Origin of the sequence: Burkholderia sp. GbtcB21 (assembly GCF_019091065.1) — a bacterium.
Taxonomy (GTDB): Bacteria; Pseudomonadota; Gammaproteobacteria; order Burkholderiales; family Burkholderiaceae; genus Burkholderia; species Burkholderia pyrrocinia_C.
In genome coordinates, this window is record NZ_JAGXKA010000009.1 from 233,765 (window position 1) to 259,939 (window position 26,175).

Sequence of the window (26,175 nt, forward strand, 5' to 3'; positions counted from 1 at the left end):
GGGAGCACTGAACTAGGCAGCTTCCTCCGCCCTTTTCTCGTAGCCCGTCCAGCACGTGGCGGAGCGCACAAATGAGCTGCTCACAGCCAGCCAGTAGTAAAGAACGCGGACAGTCCGTACCTGTAGCGATAGGTCCTACATTTCAACTTTTCAATCCTATTTTGGGATTATCCTAAAACAGGTTTAATTACTCAAGGCTCTCCGGCTCCCACGGTCAGCCTTGGTGAAATCCACCCATACCCCGCAGTACCGCGCGCTGCTCGATCACCTCATCGCGGCTAGGAAAGCGAGCGGGCTCAGTCAGGCGGAGTTGGCTGCGCGCCTCGGACGGCCACAGTCTTTCGTCGCAAAAATTGAGGTTGGCGAACGCCGAATCGACGTGATCGAATTTCTGGAACTTGCCCGAATCTTAGGTATCAACCCTGCATACGTTTTGGAAAGCCTCGGCTAGGGTCGGTACGGTTGTTGCCTGATCTGCACGGGACGGACGGTGCCATAGCACGAGGCGCTTTATAGGGGCAGTATCGGGCATCAGCTTGCCCCGAGATCGACTATTCGTGGATTACCTTGTGCGTTCTATGCGCGTGGCAGTCAAATTCCCTCAATCTCAACACCGTGCTCGGCAAGCCAAGTTCGTCGCCGCTCAAAATCCGGCATCGCTCGTTCGACTCGCCGCCAGAACTCAGGTGTATGGTGAGGTTCGTGCAGATGGGCCATTTCATGCACGACGACGTACTCGGCAATACGCGCAGGGAGGAGGATCGTCTTCCAGTGGAAGTAGAGTCGCGCCCCCTTGCCGCATGAGCCCCACCGGTAACCGAGGTCCTGAACGCGGATACTGGTCGGGTGCACCTCCATCCGCGCTGCGTACTCCATTACCTTTTCCGACAACCATCGTGCCCCTCGATCACAATACCAGCGGATCAGATGCTGCCTGCCTTCCGTGATAAGCCGCTTAGGCATCAAGAAGCGTCCGCTCTGCAGCTTCACTGCGACGTCGAGTTCCGGTACCAGCCGTAAGCGGTAACTGCGGCCGAGGTAGAGAAATCCCTCGCCGTCTGTGAACTCTTTGCGGCGCACCTCGCGACTGAGCACCTCCCTGCGCGCGAGTTGTTTGTAGACCCACATGCGCTTGCGAAGCACGAATTCACGCAGTGCCGCCTCATCGACCTCAGACGGGGCTGAGAGGATGAGATCGCCGTCACGATCCACGATGATTTCAAGCGATCGCCGCGCGGCGCTGCGGCGCACTTGAAATCGAAGATCGTTCACGGACAGCGTCTTCATACACTTACCAACTGGGCGTGGTTAGCGCGGGCGAGTTCGATGAGCTTGTCGACCAACGCTTCGATCTGCGGCGCCGGCAATAACCGCGAGCGCATCAATAGCTCGAAGATACGACTGCTCAGCGCGTCTTGTGCTGGCCGTCGCGTTGGGCGCCAGAAGTTCGGGGTCAACTCCGCAGCGATCATGTCAACTACCTCCACCGCCAAGTCCACGAGACGCTGACGCTCGGCCTCAGTCAAGCCGTCTTCCCCGACTGTCGCGTCCACCATCAGCCGCAAAAACGGACCGTAGTGTGCCGGGAGATCGGGCAGCCGATCGTCGTGTGCAACCCGTCCGCTTTGGATCTGATCAATCAAGCCCTGTAAGGCAGCGGCCAGTTCGTTCCACTGCTCCCCGAGCCGCGCCAGCAGGTCACGAAGTCGCTCGCTCAGCTTCCGATACGTCACGGGGTCCTGGTCCATGTGCTCCCGGATATGCGCGCGGATCGCGTGCTCCATCTCCGAGGCTTTGGCGCGATCGTTGGGCTCCCGGGCGACCTTCGTCGCAAATTCAGCATCGGTCAACGACACCGGCGGGATCTTCGGGTCGACGCCCATCGAGAGCACATGGTCATCGATCAGTTTGCGCACTTTTGCGCCGATGTCTTTGCCCAGCACAGGCGTGTCACGGTAGCGATTGCGGGCGCGCGCATAGATGAAGGCCAGCAGCTTGGCATCCGGGGAAAATGGCAAGCCTTCAGGGCGCGGCAATACTACATCAAGCATTTCGAGGAATTGCTTGAATTTAACGGTGAACTCTGCGCGAAGCCGCTCTTCCTGCAGTGCCTCGACACACGCCTCATGATCCGCGAGGTTCTCAATCCCACGTTGACGGAATAGATCGACGACGCGGATGTGGCGATCGCGAAGCACCGGCAGCTCGTCCTTCAAGCTTTGTAGCGCTCCCTCGATATCGCTAGCGGCGTAGACAGCAAGCGCCTCCTTCAGATGATGCGCGAGGCCGAAATAGTCGACTACGATCCCGAACTGCTTCCCGTAGCCCGTGCGGTTCACGCGAGCGATCGTTTGCAGCAGCTCAGCTTCCCGGATGGGGCGGTCCAGATACATGACCCCCTCGACCGGCGCGTCGAAGCCCGTGAGCAACATTGATTTGACGATCAAGAACGCGAGCGCGTCGGTTTTGCTGGTATCCGCATGAAAGAGCGGCTTCTTGAAACGCTCGATGCGCTGCTCCTGCGCCGAGCTATCGGTCCACTGTTTCCACGCCGGGTCATCGTTGTTGCTGCCCGAGAATACCGGCGCGAGCTCGAGCGCCTGCAATGTCTCGCGGTATCGCCATGCCTGCACCTGGGCTTGAACGTCCCGTGGCCGGCTGCAGAGCGATTCTTCGTCGAGCGCTTTATCTTCGGGGCTGAGTGCTTCTGCTTCCGCAAGGAGCTCATCGCGGGCGGCAAGCAACGCCTCGTAGTACCGCACGACCGCCAACCGGCTATAGGCGACCACTTGCGCCTTGAACCCATTCGGCAAGATATTTGTCACGTAGTGGCGCAGCATGTCGCGCGCCTTGTCCGCGATGAGCGCGGGCGCTTCGAAGATATGCCCCTTAGTGGCGTATTTCTGCCTAATGGCCTCCAGCTCTTCGGCGGTGTGATCGCGAAATAAGTCTTCAAAGAGTTCGTCGAGGTTCGCCCCATCTTTCACCGCGCCATTCGCAGTGCGGCCTTCGTAGAGGATGGGGACGATGGCGCCGTCCGCCTCGGCCTCCCGGATCGTGTAGCGATCGATAAAGTCGCCAAAAATCTCGTGCGTTCGCTTCTTCTCGCCCATCAAGATGGGTGTGCCTGTAAAACCGATGCGCGCGGCGTTGGGAAGGCCCGCTTGGAGGGCAGCGTGCAGATCGCCCGCCTGGCTCCGATGCGCTTCATCGACCAGCACGAGGATGGTGTCGTCCTCGTTGATCGGCTCCGCGATCTGGGGTGCATGGGAGTTGGGCGGGTCGCCCGCCGAACCAGAATCGATCACGACGTCGTCGCCGCGCTGCTTCTGGATCATGCCGAATACGAGTCCTGGTCCGTGGACACGTAGCAGCCGCCGCAGCCCGGTAGCCGAGGTCGCCTTCTCTACCGTTTCGTTTGTCAGCGACGCCGTACCCGACAGCTGTTTCTCGAGGTCGGTCCGATCGGTGACAATTACCACCTTGAAGCGGCGGAGCTTCGAGTCCGTGCGGAGTTTACGTACGAGGAACACCATGGTCAGGCTCTTGCCGGACCCTTGGGTATGCCAGATGATGCCGCCGCGGCGATCGTGCTCGCCGTCCTCGAGTCGCGTTTCACCGGTGCGAAGACGCTTGATTGCATGGGTGACGGCGCGATATTGCTGGTAACGACACAATGCCTTTACGTTTTGGCCGTCGACCTGCATGAACAAAATGAAGTGGCGGACCACATCGAGTAGGGTCGTCTTGTCCAGTAGGCCCGCGATGAGGCGCTCTTGCGCCGATAACTGCGTCTTGCCGAGCGCGGCGGCAACTTGGTCTTCGGTGTGCGGGACGACCGTTTTCCAAGCAGCGTAGTGGCGAAACGCCGCGCCAATGGTTCCGACACGCGCCTCATCAAAGCTGGTCGCGATCAGCAGCTGGTTGGTGTGGAACAGCGTCTCGTTGCCTTCGTTGTTGTCGACTTCGTGATCCGCAAAACGCTGGTTTGTATAGCGCCGCAACTGGTCGACGGCGTCGGCTAACGGCTCGGGAATCGACGGGCTCTTACATTCAACGACGACAAGCGGAATGCCGTTCACCAGCAGCACGAGGTCAGGCACGATGAATGCCTTGCCGCTGTTATAGCCGGGGGGGCAGTCCACGCGGTACTGGTTGGCGACGGTGAACTTGTTGCGTTCTGGGTGTTCCCAGTCGATGTAGTGGATGGTCTGGCCGCGCCCGCCGTCCCACCCTGGAAGGCCCTCGACCGTCATGCCTTTGATGAGCAGTTCGGTGGCCTTTTGGTTGGACTCCATCAGCTTGTGCGTCCCAAGCCGGGTGAGGGACGCGACGGCCTCTGAAACGCGTGCGTCGTCGAGCCACGGCTCACCTTTGGGGCCGAGATTCAAGGTGCGCAGCTGCTCGCGTAGCGTAGCTTCCTGAATGACCTCGGAAAAGCGGGTGCGGCCAGTGGCGGCTGGGTTGTCGATGTCGCCCTCGATGTGCATCCACTTCATCTGCTTGAGTTGGACGACGAACGGTTTTTCAACTTCTTCGAGTTCCCATCCCATAACGCACCCCGTAGTGTGTTCTTATTTCTGCGCCAGCAGAGGCGTGACGCGTACTCGGCCGGTGAGGATGTCGTCCATCAAGCCGGGTTTCAGCTTCTTAAGCTTTTCCAATTCTTGTGCTGTCTCACGGATGGCGTCGTCGTGAACAGCGAGTGCGCATACGATCATCCTTTGCTCATCCACGTTGGGTCGGCCGATCCACAAAGGGTGAATATCGTTTCGATTGAGTGATGGCGAGCCAGATTTGGTTCCATACTGACCGAGCCTCAGATAGGTGAACAGATGGAAAATGAACTGTATGTCGTTACCGAAGAAATTCGTTACGAAGAGGCTTGTGTCGTGAGCCCAGAAATCCGTTACCACGTGGTGGACCGTTCCAATGGAACCTTTGCGCCCGACAACTACGTTCGGACCTCGAGAGGTCGATACCGCGTGGTACCCAACGATGCCGGAAGAAGAAATAACCGGGTATGGCCCAGGAGCGAAGTCGGCCTCAACAATGTCATACCCACGCTGTAATGCCGCCACTTTACCGAGCTGCGTGAGGTCCCACTCCTTCGGAATCCACCCAAAAGGCGATTCTTTATACAGATGAGGCGCTTCAGAGCGGGGTGGACGCAGCTCCCCATTCTCGTCGATCCCGCGTGTCAGCAAATCGTGCAGCAGTCCCTGTTTGATGAGCTTGAGCTTAGCGGTGATCGCTTCGGTTTCCCGGAGGGCGGTGTCCAGGGTGTCGAGCAACTCCGCAATACAGCGACGTTCCTGTTGAGGAGGTACGTTGATGTTTAGCCCATAGACATCGTTTCGATTTAGCCCAGGGATCCCCGTCGATGTGTCGAGGCGGTCAAGAGGCAGCCATGACAGAACCCAGAAAAGCCAGCGCTTGTTCTCTCGCGAGCAGTTCACCCAGTAGGTCGTGTCGATCGGCCAAAAGGGCTCCTCGGACCACGTAACTTTTCCTACACTGCCCTTGCGGCCAACCACGATTCCGGAATCAGCTACTAGGTATGCACTGTGCCTACCGACCTCGCCGTTTGCGCCAAACACAGTGAAACCGGCACCCGATCGCTTGTCAGCCGGTAGCGCTGCACCGTATTCCAAGGTGAGGAGCGAATCGAGCTTAGACATAGCCCAGCCCCTTCAAGAACCCCTGCAGAGCGTTCGCCGCCGCGTCCCGCTTGCTCTCGATATCAGTCAGCGTGACGCCGTACTTGTCCCACCAGTTCTCGAACGCTGCAACGACCTGTTTGCGATGCGCGCCTTTGTATCGCTCGACGATGGTCTGCATGTCGTTGCGCAGAATCGTCAAAAGCACCGCGCCAGCTTCGGCCTCATCTAGCGCGTCGGCCGCGGAATTTAGCTGGCGCACGAAGCTTTGCTCTTTGGCTTTGAGTCGCTTCTTGAGATCCGCCAGTTCTCGTTTCCACTCCTTGATCTGAGCTTCATCCACCGCCGATTCGGCATCGTCATTAGTCGCTTCGTCGTCGTCGGGTTCTGCATTTGCTTCCGTCGCCGACTTGATCTGCGCTTCCAGCTCGGCCTTTTTCTCATCCAGCTCAGCAAGCTCCTCGATGAAATCGGCCATCAGGAACTTCACGAGCTTATGCTCGTGGGGATTCCCCTTCGATTTCTCGTCCTCGAGCGCCGTCAGGATGCTCGTGCGCCATGCGTCGACGACGCCCTTCGCGCCGCGGGCCATCAGCGTTTGGAACTCATATTTCGCGCTCTCCCAGAAGCCGGCGATGATGCCCTGCACCTCAAACCGATCCAGCATACGAAGTGGCTCCAGCGCCGCGCTGAAGCTCTCAAGGAGGTCCGAGCGGACTGCAACGAATCCGTCCCCGGTTCCCAATGCGCGAATGCGGGGGCTGTGGTCATTCCACCAAGCGCTGAAGGTCTCCCACAGGGATTCTTCTCGAGCCACGACGCCGGGGTGTCGTTCGATCAGCGTCTTGATCGACTGACGATCGGCTACTTCGGGACGAAACTGCATGTAGTCGGCGTCCTGCCCCGTGTTTCCGCGAGCGACCAGCAATGCGCCGACCTCGAGCCCGTGAGCCGTAAACAGCGCCGCTTGTGATTCAACCTCGGCCTTCGGTATGCCGCCAACAAGATGCGCCCGGACGTCGTGGGGTTCGGGCGGCGGCGCATTATCCGCGTAGCGGCGGATGTTGAGGTTGTAGTCGTTCTCACGCAGCGCCGCGACGCTCACGACGGCCGAGAAGCTCGGCACATCGGCGAATGCGTCAAACGTGCTAACAATTTTCTCGATGTGCTCGGGAAGGAGGTAGTTCTGCGCCCGGCCCTCGAAGTATTCGCGGGCGGCGTTGATAAACAGCACCTTGCCTTGCCGGTCGCGCGGCTTGCCGCTCGCGTGCCCGAGGCGCTGACGTAACACCAGGATGCACGCCGGGATGCCCGTCCCGTAGAACAGATTGGCGGGCAGTCCAATCACGGCCTCCACTAAATCGGCCTCGATCATGGCCTTGCGGATTGCGCCTTCCTCGCCGCCACGGAACAGGACGCCATGCGGCATCACCGTGGCGAGTTGCCCGCCGTCACGCAGCACCGCAATCATGTGCTGCAGGAACATCAGGTCGGCCTTCTTGCTGCCGAGTGGCACTTCCCCATACTTGAATCGTTCTGCGCGGAACTGCGGCGCCCACACGGACTGCCCCATCCGGTCGGTGTCCGTGGTCCCCCAATTGATTGAAAACGGCGGATTGCTCAGCACGCGATCGAACCGCATAAGCTCGCCGCCCTCAATGTGCTGCGGCTCAGCCAGCGTATCCTCGTTACGTAGGTCGGCGGTGGCAATGCCATGCAGAAGCATGTTCATTTTGGCGATCGACCATACCGTACCGTTAGCCTCCTGCCCGTACAGTTCGGCGCGGCTGCCATCTTGCCCGTGCTCGTCGATGTATTCCTTCGAGAGGATCAACATACCGCCGGACCCGACGCATGGGTCGTAAACGCTGTGGTTCTGCTGCGGCTTTACCAAGCGGACCATCATCCGGACAACCGACCGGGGAGTATAGAACTCGCCGCCCTTTTTCCCCGCCGAGTCTGCGAACTCTCTGATCAGGTACTCATATGCCGCACCGAGCAGGTCGGGGAATTCGAAGTCCTCGTTGCGCAGGCGATGGAGGCTGAAGTGGGTGATCAACTGACGCAGCTTGATGTCGGGGATCTTCGCCTGCCCGACCTTCCTCGAAAAGTCGATGTGCTCTAGCACCTCGCCCAAGCTGCTGTTGTTGTTCTCGAGACCTCCGAGCGCGCGGTTCAAAAATCCGCCGACGTCCTGATGTGCCTCATTGACCAAGTACTCCCACCGTGAATCGGGTGGGACATAAAACGACTCGCCGTACCATCGCTTCAGCTCGGCAATCTTGCGAGCCTCGGTCTCGGTTTTGCCGGCTTCGCGTTCGTTATGGATGACCTGCTCCTGCCGCTGGTCGAAGACGTCCGAACAGCGTTTCAGGAACAGCATCCCGAATATGTATTCCTTGAATTCCGAGGCGTCCATCTTGCCGCGCAGAATGTCAGCGGCCTTGAAGAGGTGGCGCTCAAGCTGGGAAAGCGTGAGGGGCATATAGATCTTGCTTTGGTTGTTGCAGGTACCGGCGTGAGATTGTACGCATTTTCCTCAGTGCTCTAGCGCGGCGGGAACCCGAGGCTACCGTATCCACCCTCGGCAAGGGATTGAATGGACTCCGCTCTCATTGCCTTGCGCGCTGATTGGCACTGCTCCGCCAATATCAACATCTGTAACTATTTGCTTTTTATAGAAAAATTATATTGACGACCATGTCGACCACCTCGGTCGATCGGTCGGCTGGCCCCCTTGGAGGGGGGCTGTGTAAAAAAAGAATTCTTTCGTCCAGTAAGAGAGGGGCCAGCTCGCGGGATGTTTAACCGGCAAAACTTCGTTGGGGTATCAGACGATGTATTGCTCACGTTCACGGGCGCACTAGCCCGGCAGCATTGTGGAAGTGGGGGTAGATTTGGGGGTATCGCGTGAAATGTTGCGCGTCTTTTCCTTCTTGGATATAGGTTGCATGTTGTAGTTTGGTTGTCCTCCGCTCCACCAACGGAATTTGAAGGGCTCGGTCGTATTGAGACAGGAAGCATAATTTTGCACTGGGTGCAAAGTTATGCTTCCGTTGACAAAGTGCAGCTTTATGCTTCGCAGACAAAGCCGGCCTCGAGCCGGCTTTTTGTTTGCTCATGGCCCGTCCCAAATTAGTGCGATTCTTCTCCAAGAGATGGGGAGGAAGCAGAGCGAGTCAAGGCAGCGTAGTTTGACTACAGCGTGGCTTTCGGGTGGGCCGTAGCAGAACGGGTTGGCGCGTTTACCTACCTCTTTCAGTGACGGCGTTGTTGCTGCTATCACTCGGAAAATTTCACGGTAGCTCCATGTCTGCGGGGCGTCGGTTTGGGTTTACGACAAGGACCAAGCCAGGCAGCGGCAACGTCAAGGACTCGGGCTGTACGGTACGCTTGATTTCGGTTACGTCCTCTACAAGATTGACGAACATCTCGCGAACCGTTGCTGACGAATGCAACGTTCGCTCGCGCTCAAAGTGCCCCCAGTTGCTCCAAGCTGCGCATAAGTCGGCGTTCGCGTGTCCGGAGAAATGCGCGCCGTAGCGTCCGAGGACGAATAGCGACGAGTCAGTCAACTCATCACGAGGAATGCCTAGGCGTTGTGCGAGTACTGGCAACCCTTCCTCGGCTAACCGCCACTCCTGGAGCACTATTCCTCCAAGAAGGCAAGCATGCCTTTCGGCCGAAGTTTACGGTGCTAAGTCACCCTGGCGGTGACTACGTCGGGGGGGACGACTTTTTCGACAAACGCAGCGCCGACCTCGTTCGTGAGTTTCCCTTAGCGGACCTCGTGACTTTGTCCGCTGGATCCCAACCCACACCGGGCAGTCAGATGCCCGCCTCGTTGTTGTCTGCGCTGGATACTTTCATGATCGGTGCGACATTCAAGCGAGAAGCGAGCCCCGATCAAAAATGTGCGTTTCTGTGCCACGTGAGTACACGGACAAGCGACCATAAGCACATCGTCGACCTGCTGCGCATGTATAAGGCTGACTTGGCATCCGGCCTGAAGGCGAAGAACGCCAAACTCATTGCTCGGCTCCGGAAGGCCTTCGACGATCTCGCAGGTACACACAAACAGTTGGCAAAGGCAAGCCAACGCAGAATGCGTACATCGAATCGTTCAACGGCAAGTTCCGCGACGAATGCCTTAACGAGCACTGGTTCACGACGCTCGCGCACGCTCGGGCAGTCATCGCGGCATGGCGTCAGGACTACAACGAGCAAAGGCCGCACAGCGCACTGAACTACCTTGCGCCGTCAGAGTTTGCGGCGAAACATCGGGCAACCGCGGATACTCCTGCCGCTTTCCAGGAGTTGGTTTAAAGGGACTTTGCTAGAAGCCCATTGGCCCTATTGATGGGGGGCAGGTCAGTAATACCGCATCAGCATCTTCGTGTCGCGATGCCCCGTGATGTTCGCCAGCTCATGGAGGGGAAACTTCTCGGCAACCGCGCGAGCGCACCACCGCTTGGCGTGAGCTGAGCAGGCTGTGTACACAGTGCCCGGTCGAGCATCGTCACCGCCTCAGATTCGTATTTGACCTTGGTTCACCTTGCCAAGTGTCCTTTTGACTGTAGAATCGCGCAAGAGAGCCCGTGTCATATTAGTGACAATAAATAAGTAAGTAACGAAAAGTAACAAGGGATGGAAATGGATGCGCAAGACATCGTGAGGGCGATTCAAGGGGGACTGCTTCAGCAGGACCGTCTGCTGAAACTCGATACCCCGCTGGGGGATAGTGTATTGCTCCCCCAACGCATTGTCGGCTGGTCCCGAATTGGCCGGCATTTCGACTTCACAATCGATGTCCTGTCAACGCGCAGCGACCTCAAGCTGAAAAAACTGATCGGGCAACCCATTACGCTGTGGATTCAGCAGGCAGATCAGTCCTACCTTCCCCGAAACGGTTATGTCTATGCCGTGCGAAGGCTGGGATCAGAAGGCGGGTTGACCAGTTATCAGATCTGTTTTGCGTCATGGATGCATTTCCTGAAGTTTCGCCGCGATCAGCGCATCTGGCAGGACAAACCCGTCGACGAAATCCTCAGGGACGTGTTCAATGCGCATCCGCCCGCGAAAGGCCGATTCGATTTTGCACTCGCAAAACCGCTTCCGCCGAGATCGTACTGTACGCAGTATGAGGACGATTGGAATTTCGTCCACCGGTTGATGGAAGAAGAAGGCCTGTTCAGCATTTGGAAACAGGCTGACGACGGCAAATCCCACACCCTGACCATCACGGATCACTTGGATACGTGCGAGCCGCTCGCCGCGCGATCAGTTCAATTCTCGAGATACGGCACGAACAGCGAGGTTGATGCGTTGGTTCACTGGTCCGGCGTGCGAACCCTCCATAGTGCCATCCTGGCCACGCGCACATTTGACTATAAGTATCCGTCGCCGCTCGCCAATCCGAAGGGCACCAATATCCCGACGGTGTCGCAGGAGTTGCCGGAACAGTTGGAGATGTATGAGTACACCGGCCCCTATACTTATCTCGAGCAGGAACGGGGCGATCACCTCTCCAAGGTGCGCATGGAGGAATGGGAATCACGCGCAAAGCGGTTTTATGGCGCGGGCGGGTTGCGTGGCGTCGACGCCGGGCGGTGGTTTGAGCTGACCGGGCACCCGGAACACGACCGCGAGCCTGGTGAGCGCAGCGAATTTGCCGTCATCGAAGTGGCCTGGCTGATCGAGAACAACCTGCCGGGATCGAGCCACCACGGCGATCTACCGCATAGTCTGACTGGGAGATTGGCTGAGGCGAAAGCAAACTTCGGAGGGCAGCCTGCCTCCGGCCCCACGCATTTCGATGGCTCAGAGGGCTTCTTCCTCATCGAGATCGAAGCGCAGCGCAAATCCGTGCCCTTCCGCAGCCCGTTCGAACACCGTAAGCCCGTCATGCAGATGCAGACGGCGACCGTGGTGGGTCCGCAAGGTCGACGCATCTATACCGACGAACTCGGCCGCGTCAAGGTGCAGTTTCACTGGGATCGGATCGGGCAACGCGATGAGCGCAGCTCCTGTTGGGTCCGCGTGAGCCATCCATGGGCGGGCGAGGGATTTGGGATGATTCATGTCCCTCGCATCGGTGACGAAGTTGTCGTGTCATTCCTGGATGGCGCGCCGGACCGCCCAATCATTACAGGGCGCGTTCCGAACGGCACCAACTTTGTGCAGTGGAAGCTCCCGGATAACCAGACGCTATCAGGTCTGCGCTCTCGTGACCTCGAAGGTACGGCGGCAAATCAGGTTGTGGCCGACGACACACCGGGGAAACTGCAGGTACAAGTTTCGAGCGACCATGAGCAGTCACGCCTTGTCGTCGGGTACAACACTCGCATTGACGGCAACGCGGGGCGGGCCGAAGCGCGCGGTACCGGTTGGGAATTGGCAACGGATTCCTGGGGGGTGTTGCGCGCCAATCGTGGCATGCTGGTGACGACCGAGACGCGCGCGGGCGCGACCGCGGCGGCGAAAGACATGGGCGAGACTGTCGATCGACTCGGGAAAGCGCAGCAACTGCATGATGCGCTGACGAAGATCGCGCAGCAGAGCGAGGCACAGGATGCTGACGGCCATCAGGCTGACCTCGTCAACACCATTGCGGCACAGAACGAACAGATCCGCGGCTCAGGCGGGAGCGGCAGCAACACGTTTCCGGAGTTGTCGGAGCCGCACTTGGTGATCGACGGCAAGGCCGGTGTCGAAATCACAACGCCAGCGACCGTACATGTGGCGTCCCAGCAGGCCGCGATCACGACGGAAGGTCATATTGGTATTGCGAGTGGCCGCAGTTTCTTCGCGACGGTGCGCGACACCCTTCGCCTGTTCGCGCAGACCGGTCCGATGCACCTGGTGTCGGCGGCTGGCGACATCGTATTGAACGCGCTGACGAAGTCCATTGTGGCGCGGGCACAGAAGCAGATCCTGCTGGAAAGTGAGGAGATCCTGCTGCGTGCGCACAAATTCCGCGTCGAGGTCAACGGCAGTTTCTTGAACATGGACGCGAGCGGCGTGGTGAGTGGCACAACGGGTAAATTTACTGCGTTTGCGGCGACCCACGACCTGCCGGGCCCGAAGGACCAGATGGTTGATCTGTCGCCGAAGAAGATCTGTGTCGAATGCATGCTTAAGGCGGCCCGGGGCGGAGCAGCCCTGGTGCCCCGTTAAACCGTAGGCCTATTCACGATGACAGACCGATTTCCCCGTTACGCGCGACGTACGATCCAGACCGTCGCCCTTGTTGCCCTGTTTGGGCTTGGCGCATGCGACAAGCATCCCGGCCCCGTGGCGCAACAACTCGACTTGTCGAACCTGCCGAAGCACTACGACACGCTCGGCGCGAGTTCGTTGACGCTGAACTACACCCCTTGGTACATCCATCAGTGGGGGATCGAGGGACCTGATGGGTCAGGGGTGACTGGTGGTGGCCCTAATGTATGGCCGGCGGGAGCGGACGGCAAGCCGTCCGGCGGTGGTAAGGAAACTTGCTGCAGTGACATCCCTACAGCATGGCAGCCGGATCTGAGGCTGACGGTGCGCTGGCTGGTTGACAAGAAGCAAGACGGTAAGACACCGGGGTATTGGTACAAGGCAGAAAACGTTCGGATACCGAAATATGGGCGAGTCATGGGCGGCTTGTGGGCCGTGTTCCTGCCGGGTGACCGCGTCCGCATCATGGTGGCCGATGGCCAGAAAGGCGATGCCAACGATCCGGGCATACGCCCCCCGGACAATGATCCGTACATCGCACATGGGGCGGTGGATCAGGAATGGAATCGGTTATACCGTGACGGAGGAAACGCGCAATGAGCCTCAAATGGGCCGACCCGATGCCTCAGGGCGGACGTGTGGCGGGCAGTGTCACGGCGTTGAGAAAAGGGCGCGCGCTGGTGTGCGATGCTTTGATGTCCTGCCCCCAGACGCTTCACATCACACTGTTCTTTGACGGCACGAACAACAACGACGTACAGACCAATCCGTTGCGGGATTCGCTCGTTCGTACACATAGCAACGTTGCTCGACTCTACAACGCAGCGCAGGATAAGAACGAAGAGGGGATTTTCGCGTTCTACATTCCCGGCGTCGGTACTCCGTTTAAAGAGATTGGCGAGCTGACGTACTCGACTGATGGTAAGTCGATGGCAAAGGGTTTCGGCAGTCGTTGCGTGTGGGGCTATACAAGGGTACTGAATGCCATTTACAAGGCCATTGCTACGGACAAAACCCGGATCCTGATTCCGGATGACAAAGCCAACGACATTTGCGCAGCCGTAGCCGATGGCCACAAACTCCCGCTGGTCGGCTGCACCGATCGACTGGGTCTCGCCCATAAGCAGGCCGTCGATGAGGGACGATATCCGCAGACGGTCAAGCAGATCTGGATCAACGTGATCGGCTTCTCGCGGGGGGCGGCATCCGCACGCGTGTTCGTGAACAAGCTGATGAATGAATGGGCGCCGAATGGGCGGATTGGCTACCAGACTGGCAAGTATGCACTGAACTACAAGGTCAACTTCGTCGGTCTGTTCGATACGGTTGCCTCCGTCGGACCACCAGACTCGACGCGCGCAACCGTGGACTTCGGCGCGTTCGACGGACACTTCGCATTCGCTGACGACGGCCGGCTTAATATCCCGAAGGATGTGCGATTTTGCTATCACGCGTTCTCGGTACATGAGCAACGCATGAGTTTCCCGCTTGACTCGATCCGCAACGGGGACAGCTACGGTGGCGGCATTCGTGAAGAGGTGGCCTATCCAGGCGTCCATTCAGACGTGGGTGGCGGTTACGCCCCCAACGAACAGGGCAAAGGAGGAGCCACGTCGAAAGCGAATGACGACAGCCACAAGCTTAGTCAGATCCCGCTGCACGATATGTACCTGAAGGCGGCTTCGTATGGTGTGCCGCTGGTGGATAGTGATTCGATAAGCAAACGCGCAGATCTGGTTGCCGACTTCGCGCTTGCCCCGTCACTGATTGATGCGTTCAATGCGTGGCGCAAGACCGTCGAGAATGTCAGCAGCGTAGAAGACGCGCTGAAGATCGGACTAGGTCAGATGTTGGCATGGCGAACGCTGCGTGCGGATATCGGCAATCCGCAGCGCTATGTCACCGGACAGCCATTCTTCAAGCGCGCCCACGAAGACCAGATGACGCCGCACAAGGTTCAGCAGGCACTCCCGAAGGCGGCAGAGAACGATGCGACGATGAAGAAGCTGCAGTCGCAATACGATCTCCTCCGGGCAAATGCTATGACATCGTCGATCGGCGGATACGCGTCGTACATGAGCTCGACACCTCAGGTGAAGGTGATTCGCGATGCAATGGATCGGCGCAACGAACAACTGGCCGGCGCGGTGGCTCATCCCGGGGTCAATAAGCCCAAGCCTGCGCGTCCGGGGGAAGGACCGCTAGATGTTGTGACCAATGATCAGACCGACCTGCGGCAGGGCGCGGAAGAAATGCGGCTGCTTCTGGGGTACCTGTATCCGGACCAGTGCGAACGGTGGCAGGTGAAGCGTACGGAACATCGTCCGGTAGTGATCCCCGGTGGCGAAATGATCAAGGTGCCGCCAACTCTTGTTGTCGCGCACGATCAACCGGGGAGCGACTCTCCCTGCGTCACACTTGCGTATAGCGGAATATTGCTCAACTCGACCTGGTCGACGATTGTGCAACATTATCGAGTGCAGGACGACGTGATGGCTGCGCCATTGCCTGGCGTGGAATCATTCCTGCGCCAGCACACGTCGCCCGACGCCGTGAATAAGTTGCCTGCGGCCGCCATTACCCTGTTTGACGACTACGTGCACGACAGCCGCTGCTGGTTCCGGGTACCGTATTTCCATGAGTATGCGCCTGGGGGATATGGTTTCCCGCGAGTCATTTTTGCAGGCGGGGACAATCGCAAGGCCTATCTCGGCCTCGCATCAAACGCTTCGCAACTGGACCTCGGCACTGGCCAAACCCGAGCCGGCTGGGCGTGAAGTGGGCCGGAAGCCGCTACCTTGGATCTTCGATGGAACTAAAGACTTCGTCCCCGCCAACGCGCCTGATGGGATTGATCGACGCGGCGGTATGTCCGCCGAAGGTCGTGCCTTTACTCGAACGCTCCGGCGTACCGTTCCGCTCCGTTTTCGCCGGGTTGCCCGAAGAGGAGCTCGGACCCGCTTCGCTGTTCTTGGTGCCGGTGAGCGACACGGATGCGGACTGGTTTGCGGAGCTCGATCAACTCGACCTTCAAAGTCCATGTCTGTCGTTGATCTGGAGCCGGGTCGAAATGGATGCGCTCGTCACGCACCTGCAAGCGTTCCTGTTTGCGGACATTGGCGACAACATGACCGCTATGGTCCGGTTCTTTGACCCGCGTAACACGGGGGTGGTTTTTGACGCATGGGGCGATCAGGTTCGCGCCATGTTCATGAGCCCGATCGAGCAGTGGATGTATCGGGGGCGCCACAAGGCGTGGCAGCGCATCCAAAACGATTCGACCTCCAGCGCGCGGATATGCCGCTCCGTCATGGTCCAGCTCGAGCAGGCTGAAATTGACGTCCTCACGGCACATACGGAGCCGGACGAGATTCTTGCAGCACTGATCGAGTCCGGTGATGCCAACGGCGATCGCCCGTATTTTGACCGGTTTGAGGACTTCATTCCCCGATACCACCGCGCGGTGCAGTGGGGAATCACTGAGCCGGGGGATCGCCTAGTTTTCTGCCAGTACACCTACCTGTACGGCATCGATTTTGATCGGCATCAGTTTGTCCATGATCTGCTAACTCGGCGTCAGCAGTCGCACGAATTGTTCGGCGTCGCCATCGCTCGGGTCCCGATGAATGTCTGGGCAGAGGTTGAGATACTGACGGCGCGCGACACGGAGCCTGCGCCGCAGTCAGTCACGCTATAAGGGGGGCAAGATGGCATTACAGATGATCGTGGTCGGTGATGAAACCTCGCATGGAGGGCGAGTGATCACCGGTTCGGAAACCCATAGCATTGACGGCAAAAAGATTGCACGCCTGCATGACCTGGTGGACTGTCCCGAAAAATATCCGGACGGTCGACCGCACGGCATCAACAAAATTATCGAGGCGCATCCGACGGTAACGATCGATGGCCAGCGCGTCGCGTTGCACGGCCATCATACCGAGTGCGGGTGCACCTTGATTGGCAGCATGACCGCCCGCGTCGGCGACTGAACCAACGACGTCCGAAGCGGACCTGGTATGGCACAGATTCGATTTCTTCGGTAACCGGCAAGGCTGCCTAAGAGCACGCACGGCGAGCAACGCACCGCCGCGTAGCCGTGACCACTCAGTCGGGCGCCCCGACTAACGCTCTTTCTACAAGCCATAGGGCGCGGGCAGCCCTCCGGATGGCTTCGTCCTGTTGCCGTAAACGCACCCGGCTGTGCGGTGAGCGGCAAGCGGCCGCATGGCGCGATTCGTTTGGTGCTTATGGGAGGACTCCCAGCTCGTCATCGCGTGATCGACGGCGGTACCTGTATTGGCTGCAGGGAGGTTTAGGTCCGGACGGCTACTGCGGAGATCGGCATACAGTTCCTTTTTTGCTGCCGCACTGCCGGCGGCTTTGATTGCGTTGAATTCTGGAAAGCCCTTCGCATTCGCCGAAAGCACCTCTGAGCCGTCAGATGACCGGCGCTTCCATGCAGTGAATGTAGCAACGCCGTCCGGCGCGTACTTGCCAAGTGCTTCACGGTTCTTGGCGGTGAGATCGGTGAACGTGACTTGAACCTCGATGTTCTCGGTAGAGGCCCCGAGGGAACAGTCCTTCTCAGTCAGCGAGACGGGCTTACCGTTAAAGTACCAGTCGAGCGCACGAAGCACAGTTGACTTCCCGGTATCGTTCGGTCCGATGAACGTGGTGACGGAATCGAAGGGGATGGTCACGTCTTTTAACGTGCGGAAGTTTCTTATGCGAACGGATTGGATCTTCATTGCTGATTCCGGCTCCTTGTGTCTTTTGCCGAAGACTACAGAGACAGTCGTTATCGGAACTCAGGCGAACGACGACGCCGTTGTGTGACCGGCTTAGCGTCAAGGACATGCCTGACCATCGTCGCGAAAAATCGGCCGAGTGCAAGTTCTTCCGGGGTCTTCCCTTCAACGATCCGCACGTTTGGAAACTGCGCAATGCCACGGTCAACTTCCGAATCGGGCTCGGGTGTTCGTGCCTCTCCCCCTCTTCAAGTTTGAGTCCGGGTTCAGCAAACGTGCAACGAACCGCGCGCCGGTCGTTCCCGGCGCTTTTCCCCCTAGACCCTAGCAGGCCGTTGAAATACCCCCGCCGATCCGTCACGATGTAGCGAACCCGATCCCAAGGCACGAAGGCAGCATGCGAGGCACCGACAGCTACAACGAATCCCTGTTCAGTACAGTCAGACTGGAGGAGTTCGTACCGCAAACGCATCCGCTGCGCCCGATCCGGACTTGGATGAACGAGGCGCTGTCGAATATGGATGCCAAGTTCTCGGCGATGTACGAAGCGGACATCAAAGGCGGTCGGCCGAGCATTGCGCCGGAGAAGCTGATGCGGGCGATGCTACTTCAGGTGCTATACAGCATTCGCAGCGAGCGGCAACTGGTCGAGCAGATCTCGTACAACCTTTTGTTCCGTTGGTTCGTCGGCCTGTCGATCGAGGACGCGGTGTGGAATCACTCGGTGTTCAGCAAGAACCGGGATCGACTGATCGAGTTCGACGAGTGACTGACCTGTTCAACGCGACGGTGGAAACGGCGCATAAACGCGGCTTGCTGTCGGGCGAGCACTTCAGTGTGGACGGCACCTTGATCCATGCGTGGGCCAGCCACAAGAGCATCCGGCGCAAGGATGGCGGGGACGATGATCGTCCGCCTGACAATTGGCATGGCGAATCGCGCAGTAATGAAACGCACGAATCGAAGAGCGACGGTGAGAGCCGGCTCTATCGCAAGAGCAATGCCGCGCCAGCCTTGCCGAGTTACCTGGGCCATGTGCTGACGGATAACCGGCGCGGTCTGGTCGTGAACGTTCAGGCCAGCGAGGCGAATGGCCGAGCGGAACGCAAAGTGGCGACGGACATGCTGCGCGATGTGTCGGGTTCGGACGTGCGTATTACGGTGGGCGCAGACAAAGCGTACGACACGCGTGGATTTGTGAAGGCCTGCCGCGAATACAACGTGACGCCGCACGTCGCACGCAACACGAAGCGCACCGGCGGAAGTGCAATCGATGGTCGGACGACGCGGCATCTCGGTTACGCACTGAGCCAGCGCAAACGGAAATGCATCGAACAGTGCTTCGGCTGGGGCAAACGGATCGGGCCGATCCGACAGGTGATGGTGAGAGGCTTGGAGAAAGTTGATCAGTTGCTCACGCTGACGATGGCGGCCTACAACCTGACGCGGCTGAGAACGTTGGGATTCATGCGTCCGCAGGGCGCGTAATGCAGGAAATCTGGCGGGAAATACCTTCGCCGGCCGGGCTCTACCGCTGAACCCGGCGTGACGCAACAAAATTGCCGAGCCGTTGAGCGAATTCATGTCATTTGCGATGAGTGGTCTGAATCCGGTCGATGGGTATTTCAACGGCCTGTTAAAGACTCCGAGGCAAAGCTCCCTGACTCGATAGACGACACACGGCAGGGTGGTACATTGCTCAGTATTGGGGAGGTCGCATGAGATCGTTGATTGCCTCCCGGTCAAGACGGTTTGCACTGGCATTCATCGCAGTACTACTGGTGATGGGTGTCGTGGCAATCGAAACGTTCGGCCACGGCCCGCAGACTCGAAGCATGGGAGAGGAAATGACACGATGGATAGGGCTACCGGCGCTGGCGGGAATTGCAGCTTTTGCATTCGCCACGGCTTGGTCATCTTCGACTGCGGAGGCCGCACAGCCCATTTCGACTCCGAAACCAGCGGCGCCAGCCGAAGAGAAGCCATTTGTCGCTCAGGTTGTCGGTCTGGAATGGCTCAATCCCCTGCAACGTCGTGACTATCCGACGGAATGGCAACTGCTGTGGACCATGGGGCTTGTCAAGCCGAATAAGAACGACGACATGGTCAGAACAGACCCTCAAAGCTTTTCATCAGTTAAACCGGTCGCTATTGTTGCGGACGGGAACAATGGAAGGGAGCGCCTCGATGGATACTACGAGAAGTATATCGACACGCTTCTAGGTCTGTTTGCTACGAAATATGTGATGAATAGTCAATATTTCTACACAGTCAAGCCACAGGACCCTCGCCATTGGAGAGAACTCGCGGGCATTCGGGTCGAGTTTGCAATACCACAGAGACTGGCATCGAAAGAGGCGAAAGATTATTTGGCGTATCAGATCAAGGATTACTTTGAAATTGGTAATCAGTCCGCCAAGGATCTGTGGAGCAAGGATCTGCCTGCTGACATTCAAATCCACGTCGGCGGTGCCAATGCTGGCTTCAAGTCACTGAACGCAGCGCTGGCCTATCTGCAGGCGCATCCCAAAGAAACCGTGTGGGTGATGAACTGGGACGCGCCAAGTTTTCCGCCCAAAGACGAGCAGATGAACGAAAACCTCACCGTGCTGTTTCTCGCCGGCCCTGATCTGAAGACCGAACGCGAGCCGCTCGCATGGATCGGCAAGGCTGCAACGGGCAAGGTGAGCGACTACGAGGCGAAGGCCGGCACCACGCGTGCTGTCCAGGCATGGAAGGCGACGATCGCGCAGGCTGCCCATAACGCCAACGTCGACCCTGCAAGCATCCAGTTCGTCGTGCACGATGCGGGCAAGGGCAGCGATTCGGCATCGGCGCGTCTGGCCTCGCTGTCGCAGACGCTCACGGAAACGCTGCCTGAATTCGACTATACGAAGCAGGTCTTCAACACGCCGGCGCTGCTCGGCGACATGGGCGCCGGTACGGCGCTGACGAACGTCGCACTCGCGATCGGCCGGATCAATCATTTCGGCGGCAATGCGCTGGTTGCCGGCACAACGGACGCTGGCCATCCGACCGCCGTTGTCATCCTTCCGCCGTCCAAGCTCACACCGATCAACCCGAACGGCGACTGGTTCCGTGCACGCGGCGAAGACAACGCCTATCTCCCGTGGTGGGGGCGCCGTCACGACACGAACTACGGCATCCAGGGTTACTCGTACTGAGGAGCATCCATGCGCGGCATCATTCGTGTAGGCGACGTGCATAGCCACGGTGGTCGTGTGGAGACCGGTGCCGCGAACAGTGAAGTCATGGGGCGCGCTGTCGCGCGCCAGGGAGATCGCTGTACGTGCCCGCTGCATGGCGAGGTTGTGATCGTCGATGTTGAGGCAGGTTTTGATGTGGAGGGCGCCCCAGCGTCGTTCGACGGTCATAAAACGTCGTGCGGCGCGGTGCTGATTTCTTCCGTACCCACCTCTGGGCTTGCCTAAGCCGGACGTGATGACACATCCCGACTTCCCCGGAGCAGCGCAGTATCGCTTCGTTCGATCCGCACCTCTTTGAAAGAACATAGAGCGGAGATATCGGAGCAGCCCTGACCAAGTGCAAAAAGATGTGCGTCACGCGCCAACACTCTGCTGCGGGAACGCCTTGACGGGCGAGAGCTCAAGTGCAGGAAGATGGTACCCGCCGAGTGCAAGAACTTCCGTCCTGTCTCGGTCGCAAAACCGAGCCCTTTTTGTTTTCAGGGCGCTCTGCATGGGGCGACCGCACCCGGCAGCCTCGATCCTATTCATTGATCGCGTCGCGCCCGCGTGCCGATCCGGCCGGCGCACGCTTCACCGCACGGTAGTGCCGTCGGGCCTTCGCGACGTTGCCGCAGGTCGCCATGTCGCACCACTTGCGGCGTCCCGTCTTGGAACTGTCGATGAACAGCCACGCGCAATTCGATCCTGCACACATCCTCAACCGCCCATTCGGTAACGCATCGAGAAGCGTCACGGCGCCGAGCGCGATTCGGTGGGCGGGCAGATGCAGGTCCACCACGCCTGCCGTGTCGGGCGGGTCGCTGAATGCGACGCGCCCTTCGATCGCGACCAGCCGCCGGCCGCTGATCGCACGTCGCCATGCCTGCTCCAGCGTTTCCAGATCCGCCGCGACCGGCGGGACTTCATGCGCGAGCGCGCCGAAGATGCCGAACAGCGCTTCACGCAGGCGCTTGGCGTCGCGCAGCGCGCGGTCGGCAGCAGCCGGCGCTTCGGCCGCGCGGGCCGCGAGCTGCTTCAGGTCGCGCGCGGGCAGGGTCGACGACGCGGCCAGCCACGCGAGCCAGGCATCGTAGTCGGGCAGCCAGTCGCGCGGCGCCCGATCGCGACCGGTCACCGTATTCACGAAGTCGAGGACCAGGTGGCCGCCAACGAAATCGCGGGCCACGAACGTATGGGCTTCCATCACCGCTGACGTGTTGGACATGGGGCAAATCGATGCTAACCTTTCATAACAATTTAAAAGGTTAGCACACCCGGCGGGCCGGCGATCGTGCGAGGAGAAATCATGACGGTGTCGACCGCTTCACCCGACCTGCAGGACGGGCATCCGCAAACCGGCGTCGCTCGCCCGGTCGAGTTCATCGCCGCGCCCAGCAGCCTCGGCCTGCGGCCGAACGCGGTCGGCCGCGAGCCCGAGACCTGGCGCGGCCCCGAGGTGCTGCTGGCCACCGGCCTCGCCGCGCGTCTCGGCGCGCGCGTGTCGTGGCTCGCGCATCCCGCCTACGCATTCGAGCCGCAGTCCGGCACGCGCATTCGCAACGGCGTGTCGATCCGCGACTTCTCGCTCGAACTGGCCGGGTACGTCGTCGATGCGCTCGGGCGGCACGCGTTTCCGGTCGTGCTCGGCGGCGATTGCAGCGTGCTGCTCGGATGCCTGCTGGGCAACCGGCGGGCCGGCGGCAGGGGGCTGGTCCACGTCGACGGGCACAGCGATTTCTTCCATCCCGGCAACTACGACACCGCGCAGCGGCTCGGTTCCGCGGCGGGGATGGATCTCGCGCTGGCGACCGGGCGAGGGGAGCCGCTGCTGACCTGCTGGCCGGATCTCGACGGCCCGCTCGTCGACGATCTCGACGCGTGCCAGATCGGCGAGCGCGATGCCGAAACCGACGCCTTCGAGGCTGCGTATGGCGATATCGTTCGCACCGCGATCACGCGCGTGACGATCCAGCAGTTGCTGGCGCGCGGGCCCGGCGTCGTCGCCGGCGAGCTGGTCGACTGGCTGCATCGGCGCGCGCTCGGGCGAGCCTGGCTGCACGTCGATCTCGACGTACTCGATCAGGCGCAGCTTCCGGCCGTGGATTCGCCCGGTTCGCCGGGGCTGGACTTCGACGGGCTCGACGCGTTGCTCGGTCCGCTCGTCGCGTCGGGCCGTATCGCGGGGATCGACTTCACCATCTACGACCCGGGGCTCGATCCGGAGCTCGCGTACGCCGATCGAATCGCGCGCAGCATCGCCGATGGCGTGGCCGCGCTGCCCGTGCCGCGCGGTTGATAGCGAGCGCGATCGTTCGAACCCGGCGCGCACACGCCGCCATCCGCCTGTCCGTGACGAAGCGCGGCGGGCGGGCGTTTCGGCGCGACGCGAACGTATCGCCGTTCTTATCCCCGCCCGAAACTCGGCCGCTTCGGATCGTACGTCCACCCCGGCACGAGATAGCGCATCGCGACCGCGTCATCGCGCGCAGTGCCGCCCACCTCGTTGTACAGCGCATGCGCGGCCTCGACCTGCGCCATGTCGAGCTCGATCCCGAGCCCCGGCCGCTCCGGCACGGCCACCTTGCCGCCGACGATCGCGAGCGGCTCGCGCGTGAGCCGCGCGTCGCCTTCCTGCCAGATCCAGTGCGTGTCGATCGCGGTGATCGTGCCGGGCGCGGCGGCCGCCGCATGCGTGAACATCGCGAGCGACACGTCGAAGTGGTTGTTCGAGTGCGAGCCCCAGGTGAGCCCCCAGTCGCGGCACAGCTGCGCGAGCCGCACCGAGCCCTGCATCGTCCAGAAATGCGGATCGGCGAGCGGGATGTCGACCGCCTGCAGCCGCACCGCATGATCCATCTGCCGCCAGTCGGTCGCGATCATGTTGGTCGCGGTCGGAATGCCGGTCGCGCGGCGGAATTCGGCCATCACCTCGCGGCCCGAATAACCGCCCTCCGGCCCGCACGGATCCTCCGCGTACGCGAGCAGGTGGCCTTGCCCGCGGCACAGCGCGACGGCCTCGTCGAGTGACCATGCGCCGTTCGGGTCGAGCGTCGTGCGTGAGTCCGGGAAACGCACCTTGATCGCCGCGATCGCTTCCATCTCGTCTGCGCCGGCCATCACGCCGCCCTTCAGCTTGAAGTCGGCGAAGCCGTAGCGCTCGACCGCGGCCTCGGCCTGCCGCGCGATCGCGGCCGGCGTGAGCGCCGCTTCGTTGCGCAGCCGGAACCACGCGTCCGATGCGTGCGTCTCGTCGCGATACGGCAAATCGGTGCGGCGCCGGTCGCCGATGTAGAACAGGTACGCGAGCATCGGCACCGCGTCGCGCTGCTGGCCTTCGCCGAGCAGCGCCGCGACCGGCACGTCGAGATGCTGACCGAGCAGGTCGAGCAGCGCGGCCTCGATCGCGGTGATCACGTTGTCGAGCCGCAGGTTGATCTCGTGCGGCTGGCGCAGCACGGCCGCTTCGCCGGCCGACGTCACCTCGTGCCGGATCGTGCGGCCCGCACCTGCACCCGCGCCGGACAGCGCCGCGCGCACTGCGTTGAGCGTCGCCTGGTAGCGTCCGATCGACTGGCCGACCACGAGATCCGTCATGCGCTCGAGCGCGTGACGGATCCCTTCGCCGCCCGGCACTTCGCCGACGCCGGTGTGCCCGCTGCTGTCGTCGAGGATCACGAGGTTGCGCGTGAAATAAGGCGCGTGTGCGCCGCACAGGTTGAGCAGCATGCTGTCGCGGCCGGCGACGGGAATCACCTGCATGCGCGTGACGCGCGGGGTGCCGGCACGGCGGGATTCGGACATCGGTTCGCTCCTGGTTCCGGTGGCGCGCGGGCCGCCGGACGCGCCGGCGCGGCCCGCGCCGTTCAATGAAGCTCGACGCGGCGGATCTCGCCGACGACGAACAGGTAGCAGATCACGGCGACGAGCGCGTGCGCGACGACGTACACGAGCGCGCCGTTGAACGAGCCGCTGCGGTCGACGATATAGCCGATCGCGATCGGCGTCGTGATGCTCGACAGATTGCCGCACGTGTTGAGCAGCGCGCCGCTCAGCCCCGCGATCTGGCGCGGCGCGGTGTCCGCGTTGACGGCCCAGCCGAGCGCGCCGAGCCCCTTGCCGAAGAACGACAGCGCCATGAACAGCACGACGAGCACGTGCGAATCGGTGTAGTTGCAGACGATCATCGACATCGACAGCAGCATGCCGAGCACGATCGGCACCTTGCGCGCGACCGACAGCGAGCGGCCCTGCCTGAGCAGCGCGTCGGACACGACGCCGCCGAGAATCCCGCCGAGGAACCCGCACACGGCCGGGATCGACGCGACGAGCCCCGCGTTGAGGATCGACATCCCGCGCGCCTGCACGAGATAGACCGGAAACCACGTGATGAAGAAATAGGTGAGCGCGTTGATGCAGTACTGCGCGACGTACACGCCGATCAGCATCCGGCTCTTCAGCAGCGCCTTCACGTGACGCATCGACGGGCCGCCGCCGTGCGCACCCGTCGCCTGGTCGATGTTGACGAGCGCGCCGCCTTCGGCGAGATAGTCGAGTTCCGCGCGGTTGATGTTCGGGTGGTCCTTCGGGTCGTACATCGTGCGGTTCCACACCGCGACGAACGCGAAGCCGAGTACGCCCATCACCGCGAACACCGACTGCCAGCCGAACGCGTGCACGAGCCAGCCCATCAGCGGCGCGAACACGACGGTCGCCGCGTACTGCGCGGCGTTGAAGATCGCCGACGCGGTGCCGCGCTCGGCGGCCGGGAACCACGCGGACACGATCCGGCTGTTGGCCGGAAACGACGGCGCCTCGGCCGCGCCGACCAGGAAGCGCAGCCCGAACAGCAGTGCGAACGCGGCCGCGCCGCCGAAGAAGCCGATCGCGCCCTGCAGCAGCGTGAACAGCGACCAGAAGAAGATGCTGAACGCGTAGACGATGCGCGACCCGTAGCGGTCGAGCAGCCAGCCGCCCGGCAGTTGCGCGACCACGTACGACCAGCCGAACGCGGAGAAGATGAAGCCGATCTGCACGTGGCTCAGGTGCAGCGCGCGGGCGAGGCTCGGTCCTGCGATCGCGATCGCCGCGCGATCCGCATAGTTGATCGTCGTGACCGCGAACAGGACGGCCAGCACGAGCCAGCGCACGCGCGTGCGCCGGGCCGTTGCCGACGCGGACGCCGGCAGCGCTTGAAGCGGATTCATGACTGTCTCCTCCGAATGGCGGAAGGTTGCCGTCGTGCGGCAGGCGCGTCGGGTGCGCGCGTTATGGGTGCAGGTGCCGCCGGCCGGAGGCCGGGCGCCGGACGCCGATGCAGGCAGGGCGTCCGGGCCATTCTGT

General features: G+C 60.8%; 16 protein-coding genes and 4 pseudogenes. 12 read left to right on the forward strand and 8 right to left on the reverse strand.

Going from position 1 to position 26,175, the window contains the following annotated elements; translation table 11 throughout:
* Positions 1 to 223: 223 nt before the first annotated feature.
* Positions 224 to 451 (forward strand): helix-turn-helix domain-containing protein, encoded by a 228-nt coding sequence (locus tag KVT39_RS21540; protein WP_185732832.1) that lies wholly within the window; start codon positions 224 to 226, stop codon positions 449 to 451.
* A gap of 140 nt (positions 452 to 591) precedes the next feature.
* Here KVT39_RS21540 and KVT39_RS21545 read toward each other — a convergent pair whose 3' ends face one another.
* Genes KVT39_RS21545 through KVT39_RS21560 form a run of 4 tightly spaced genes read right to left on the reverse strand, consistent with a single transcriptional unit; the run spans position 592 to position 8,145 of the window.
* Entirely contained in the window at positions 592 to 1,287 is a 696-nt protein-coding gene (locus KVT39_RS21545; RefSeq protein ID WP_217590150.1) for a M48 family metallopeptidase, read from the reverse strand.
* A complete protein-coding gene (locus KVT39_RS21550) occupies positions 1,284 to 4,553 on the reverse strand; it encodes a type I restriction endonuclease subunit R (RefSeq protein WP_217590151.1) in 3,270 nt (1,089 codons plus the stop codon). The genes KVT39_RS21545 and KVT39_RS21550 overlap by 4 nt, the downstream gene beginning before the upstream one ends.
* Before the next feature lie 21 nt (positions 4,554 to 4,574).
* Positions 4,575 to 5,681 carry a restriction endonuclease subunit S gene (locus KVT39_RS21555; RefSeq protein WP_217590152.1) on the reverse strand — a complete coding sequence of 369 codons (1,107 nt, stop codon included), beginning with the start codon at positions 5,679 to 5,681 and terminating at the stop codon, positions 4,575 to 4,577.
* Positions 5,674 to 8,145 carry an N-6 DNA methylase gene (locus KVT39_RS21560; RefSeq protein WP_217590153.1) on the reverse strand — a complete coding sequence of 824 codons (2,472 nt, stop codon included), beginning with the start codon at positions 8,143 to 8,145 and terminating at the stop codon, positions 5,674 to 5,676. The genes KVT39_RS21555 and KVT39_RS21560 overlap by 8 nt, the downstream gene beginning before the upstream one ends.
* Before the next feature lie 1,383 nt (positions 8,146 to 9,528).
* Between KVT39_RS21560 and KVT39_RS38680 the strand changes: the two are divergent.
* From KVT39_RS38680 to KVT39_RS21590, 7 genes and pseudogenes are all read left to right on the forward strand, one after another.
* Positions 9,529 to 9,690 (forward strand): annotated as a pseudogene (locus tag KVT39_RS38680) (hypothetical protein); the annotation flags it as partial.
* A gap of 59 nt (positions 9,691 to 9,749) precedes the next feature.
* Positions 9,750 to 9,986 (forward strand): annotated as a pseudogene (locus KVT39_RS21565) (transposase); the annotation flags it as partial.
* A gap of 327 nt (positions 9,987 to 10,313) precedes the next feature.
* The gene (locus tag KVT39_RS21570) at positions 10,314 to 12,836 is read left to right on the forward strand and encodes a type VI secretion system Vgr family protein (RefSeq protein WP_254640583.1); all 2,523 of its coding nucleotides are present in this window, start codon (positions 10,314 to 10,316) and stop codon (positions 12,834 to 12,836) included.
* Positions 12,837 to 12,854: 18 nt separating this feature from the next.
* Positions 12,855 to 13,478, forward strand: coding sequence for a DUF3304 domain-containing protein (locus KVT39_RS21575; protein WP_217590155.1), 624 nt, complete (start codon positions 12,855 to 12,857; stop codon positions 13,476 to 13,478).
* A complete protein-coding gene (locus tag KVT39_RS21580) occupies positions 13,475 to 15,655 on the forward strand; it encodes a DUF2235 domain-containing protein (RefSeq protein WP_217590156.1) in 2,181 nt (726 codons plus the stop codon). The genes KVT39_RS21575 and KVT39_RS21580 overlap by 4 nt, the downstream gene beginning before the upstream one ends.
* Before the next feature lie 32 nt (positions 15,656 to 15,687).
* Positions 15,688 to 16,575, forward strand: coding sequence for a DUF4123 domain-containing protein (locus KVT39_RS21585; RefSeq protein WP_217590157.1), 888 nt, complete (start codon positions 15,688 to 15,690; stop codon positions 16,573 to 16,575).
* 10 nt (positions 16,576 to 16,585) lie between these two features.
* Entirely contained in the window at positions 16,586 to 16,867 is a 282-nt protein-coding gene (locus KVT39_RS21590; RefSeq protein WP_006761785.1) for a PAAR domain-containing protein, read from the forward strand.
* A 258-nt stretch (positions 16,868 to 17,125) separates the two neighbouring features.
* On the opposite strand, the pseudogene KVT39_RS21595 reads toward KVT39_RS21590, so the two are convergent.
* Positions 17,126 to 17,626 (reverse strand): annotated as a pseudogene (locus KVT39_RS21595) (ATP-dependent endonuclease); the annotation flags it as partial.
* A gap of 397 nt (positions 17,627 to 18,023) precedes the next feature.
* On the opposite strand from KVT39_RS21595, the pseudogene KVT39_RS21600 reads away from it, so the two are divergent.
* The 3 genes and pseudogenes from KVT39_RS21600 (at position 18,024) to KVT39_RS21610 (ending at position 21,078) form a co-directional block, all read left to right on the forward strand.
* Positions 18,024 to 19,114: pseudogene (locus KVT39_RS21600) on the forward strand (IS5 family transposase).
* 230 nt (positions 19,115 to 19,344) lie between these two features.
* Positions 19,345 to 20,811 carry a virulence factor gene (locus KVT39_RS21605; RefSeq protein ID WP_200882428.1) on the forward strand — a complete coding sequence of 489 codons (1,467 nt, stop codon included), beginning with the start codon at positions 19,345 to 19,347 and terminating at the stop codon, positions 20,809 to 20,811.
* A 9-nt stretch (positions 20,812 to 20,820) separates the two neighbouring features.
* Entirely contained in the window at positions 20,821 to 21,078 is a 258-nt protein-coding gene (locus KVT39_RS21610) for a PAAR domain-containing protein (protein ID WP_217590158.1), read from the forward strand.
* 298 nt (positions 21,079 to 21,376) lie between these two features.
* Here KVT39_RS21610 and KVT39_RS21615 read toward each other — a convergent pair whose 3' ends face one another.
* A complete protein-coding gene (locus tag KVT39_RS21615) occupies positions 21,377 to 22,060 on the reverse strand; it encodes a CGNR zinc finger domain-containing protein (RefSeq protein WP_254640585.1) in 684 nt (227 codons plus the stop codon).
* An 81-nt stretch (positions 22,061 to 22,141) separates the two neighbouring features.
* Here KVT39_RS21615 and KVT39_RS21620 point away from each other — a divergent pair, with 81 nt between their 5' ends.
* Positions 22,142 to 23,131 carry an arginase family protein gene (locus KVT39_RS21620; RefSeq protein WP_217590159.1) on the forward strand — a complete coding sequence of 330 codons (990 nt, stop codon included), beginning with the start codon at positions 22,142 to 22,144 and terminating at the stop codon, positions 23,129 to 23,131.
* A gap of 107 nt (positions 23,132 to 23,238) precedes the next feature.
* On the opposite strand, the gene KVT39_RS21625 is transcribed toward KVT39_RS21620, so the two are convergent.
* Positions 23,239 to 24,636 carry an enolase C-terminal domain-like protein gene (locus KVT39_RS21625; RefSeq protein ID WP_131948790.1) on the reverse strand — a complete coding sequence of 466 codons (1,398 nt, stop codon included), beginning with the start codon at positions 24,634 to 24,636 and terminating at the stop codon, positions 23,239 to 23,241.
* Between the two features lie 62 nt (positions 24,637 to 24,698).
* Positions 24,699 to 26,039, reverse strand: coding sequence for an MFS transporter (locus KVT39_RS21630; RefSeq protein WP_034183933.1), 1,341 nt, complete (start codon positions 26,037 to 26,039; stop codon positions 24,699 to 24,701).
* Between the last annotated feature and the right edge of the window lie 136 nt (positions 26,040 to 26,175).

Bases quoted from the DNA above. Each gene is read 5' to 3' on its own strand.
- KVT39_RS21545 (WP_217590150.1), bottom strand. From the start codon at position 1,287: ATGAAGACGCTGTCCGTGAACGATCTTCGATTTCAAGTGCGCCGCAGC.
- KVT39_RS21550 (WP_217590151.1), bottom strand. From the start codon at position 4,553: ATGGGATGGGAACTCGAAGAAGTTGAAAAACCGTTCGTCGTCCAACTC.
- KVT39_RS21555 (WP_217590152.1), bottom strand. From the start codon at position 5,681: ATGTCTAAGCTCGATTCGCTCCTCACCTTGGAATACGGTGCAGCGCTA.
- KVT39_RS21560 (WP_217590153.1), bottom strand. From the start codon at position 8,145: ATGCCCCTCACGCTTTCCCAGCTTGAGCGCCACCTCTTCAAGGCCGCT.
- KVT39_RS21570 (WP_254640583.1), top strand. From the start codon at position 10,314: ATGGATGCGCAAGACATCGTGAGGGCGATTCAAGGGGGACTGCTTCAG.
- KVT39_RS21575 (WP_217590155.1), top strand. From the start codon at position 12,855: ATGACAGACCGATTTCCCCGTTACGCGCGACGTACGATCCAGACCGTC.
- KVT39_RS21580 (WP_217590156.1), top strand. From the start codon at position 13,475: ATGAGCCTCAAATGGGCCGACCCGATGCCTCAGGGCGGACGTGTGGCG.
- KVT39_RS21585 (WP_217590157.1), top strand. From the start codon at position 15,688: ATGGAACTAAAGACTTCGTCCCCGCCAACGCGCCTGATGGGATTGATC.
- KVT39_RS21590 (WP_006761785.1), top strand. From the start codon at position 16,586: ATGGCATTACAGATGATCGTGGTCGGTGATGAAACCTCGCATGGAGGG.
- KVT39_RS21605 (WP_200882428.1), top strand. From the start codon at position 19,345: ATGAGATCGTTGATTGCCTCCCGGTCAAGACGGTTTGCACTGGCATTC.
- KVT39_RS21610 (WP_217590158.1), top strand. From the start codon at position 20,821: ATGCGCGGCATCATTCGTGTAGGCGACGTGCATAGCCACGGTGGTCGT.
- KVT39_RS21615 (WP_254640585.1), bottom strand. From the start codon at position 22,060: ATGTCCAACACGTCAGCGGTGATGGAAGCCCATACGTTCGTGGCCCGC.
- KVT39_RS21620 (WP_217590159.1), top strand. From the start codon at position 22,142: ATGACGGTGTCGACCGCTTCACCCGACCTGCAGGACGGGCATCCGCAA.
- KVT39_RS21625 (WP_131948790.1), bottom strand. From the start codon at position 24,636: ATGTCCGAATCCCGCCGTGCCGGCACCCCGCGCGTCACGCGCATGCAG.
- KVT39_RS21630 (WP_034183933.1), bottom strand. From the start codon at position 26,039: ATGAATCCGCTTCAAGCGCTGCCGGCGTCCGCGTCGGCAACGGCCCGG.